Source organism: Modestobacter caceresii, from assembly GCF_000761485.1.
In the GTDB taxonomy this organism is placed as follows: Bacteria; Actinomycetota; Actinomycetes; order Mycobacteriales; family Geodermatophilaceae; genus Modestobacter; species Modestobacter caceresii.
Genome location: NZ_JPMX01000115.1, coordinates 1 through 2,063, shown reverse-complemented (window position 1 = coordinate 2,063; position 2,063 = coordinate 1). Strand labels below are relative to the sequence as shown.

Below are 2,063 nucleotides of genomic sequence, written 5' to 3'. Positions count from 1 at the left end.
CCACACTGGCCGCTCAGGCAGCCTGACCCAACCTGTCACCGATCCGTGCAGCAGTCCCTTCATGCACGACCAAGCCTGCAGCGCGCGCAAGCGCATGTGCCTGGTCGCGGGTGATGGGCTGTCCCTGAATGCGCGTCTGGAGTGCGCCGGTGAAGCACACGCCGAGCCCGCGGAGATCCTCGCTTCGACTCCGGCTCGGGGTTCGGCTCCGTGCCGCATGCAGGGCGGCAGCGATCTCACCGACTCCGAATCCGAGTGCAGCCGCTACGTCCGCGAGGTCCTCGGCCTCCAGGTCGGTGACCACACCGTCTCCTAGCGCCGTCAGGGCCAGCGCCTCCAGGTAGTCCATGTGGGCACGGTGCACGTCCGAGCGCGAGAGCCCCCACGCCCGGGCTATGTCGGCGAGGGTGCGCACCTCCGCTGAGTCCAAACGCCGGTCCTCCAGGGCCCGTGACAGCACATCGAGGTATGCCGCGGTATCGGCTGACTCCGTTGCGCTTCCTACGTTGTGCGCGGGAAGGTGCCGGATCAGCGCGACCAGTGGCGAGGCCTCCGGCCGAGATCGCGAAGGGCGGGGTCGCACCGGGCCGCCGATCGGCCACACGGACCAGCTCGGTGGCTCGGGCCACACGTCGGGCACGCAGCCAAGGTCGGTCAGCGTGCCCCCGCCGGCGCGCCGCAGGTAAACGGCCAGAAGGTCGGCTGTCGCTCTCGCATCGCCCAAGGCCGTGTGCTCGCCCGGGTGGGTGAGCGACTCTGCCGTCAGGCAGTCGGCCAGCCGGCCACCACCGAACGCTCCCAACCGATACGACAGCGCGAGGGTGCACAGCGCCGGCCAGGTGGGGGGCGCCGTCCCCAGACGCGTGAACTCCGATGACACGAACCCGAGATCGAAGCGGGCGTTGTGGGCGACCACTACGGCCCCGTCGAGCCTGTCGGCGACATCCCCTGCCACATCCAAGAACCTGGGCGCGTCGAGCACATCGGCCCCGCGGATTCCGTGCACGTGCGTCGGGCCGAGGTCGCGTTGCGGATTCAGCAGCGTCGACCAGGAGTCCTCAATGGTGCCGTCCGGTGTGGTTCGGACGATCGCGATCTCCACGATCCGGTCATGGAGCCGCGGGGAGAAGCCCGTCGTCTCCACGTCCACCACGGCGAAGGGGGTGGTGCCGAGCTCCGGGCGGCCGTGCGGTCGCCGGCCTGCTCCAGTGGCCGACGTCGTCGGGGCCAGGCGGGGCGCCTCCGCCGCGGCGGGTCGGGCGGATACGCCGTGCGCCGACACGTTGGCGGCCGTCACCGACGATGGCGCCGCTGTTGAGGTGCTGCGTACGTCGTCCGGCCGATCGGCGGCGACGTCTCGAGCCTCTTGCAGTAGCTGGCGCGCGGCCTCCCAGGCGCCTTCGACATCGATGCTGCGCGCGGCGAAGCCCTCGTTGAGCAGCTCCTCGCTGAGCTGCTCGTCGTACTTTTCGACGATCTTGTTGTCGATTCTGGCAGCCAGCGCGGCGGGCTCGGGGGCGCCCTGCTCGACCAGCTCGGCGAGGCGGCTCAAGGCCTGCTCTCGCGTGCAGTTGCTCATTGTCAGGCAGACACCGTCTTGGGCCACCTCGACGCCGGCAGCGGTCAGGGCCACCGCGAGCGTCGAGCAGACGCGATCTCCGCGCCACGGGAAGATCAACGTGTCTGCGCCAATGTTCAGCAGAGGGTCCGCCCCGAGCCCGAATCGGGCGAAGTTGTTGCGGCCCTCGGTGAGCAACTGGACCGCCGTCGCATCCAGGTAGGCCGGGACGTCGGCACTTAGGTACACACGCCGCATCTCCTGGCGGACCCTGTCATCAACCGCGGCGCCGGCGCCGGTGAACGTCGGTGGCCGTCCTCCAGACGACCGAATGAGTTCGATGACCTTTTCGTGCGAGTCGACCGCCAACACCTTCCAGCGTCGTCCGCCGAAGATGAGCAGGGACCCGGGCATCAGCGGATAGTCGATCGGCAGGGTTCCGAGCGTGGTGTCGATGCCGACTGAAGACTGACCCCCTGGCGCCGGTTGAACTTTGACCCCCCGG

Annotated in this window: 1 protein-coding gene; it reads right to left on the bottom strand. The window is 69.5% G+C overall.

Going from position 1 to position 2,063, the window contains the following annotated elements:
- Positions 1-13: 13 nt before the first annotated feature.
- Positions 14-2,063: exonuclease domain-containing protein (locus IN07_RS24255; RefSeq protein ID WP_231558503.1), on the bottom strand; the 2,050-nt coding region annotated here is incomplete at its 5' end.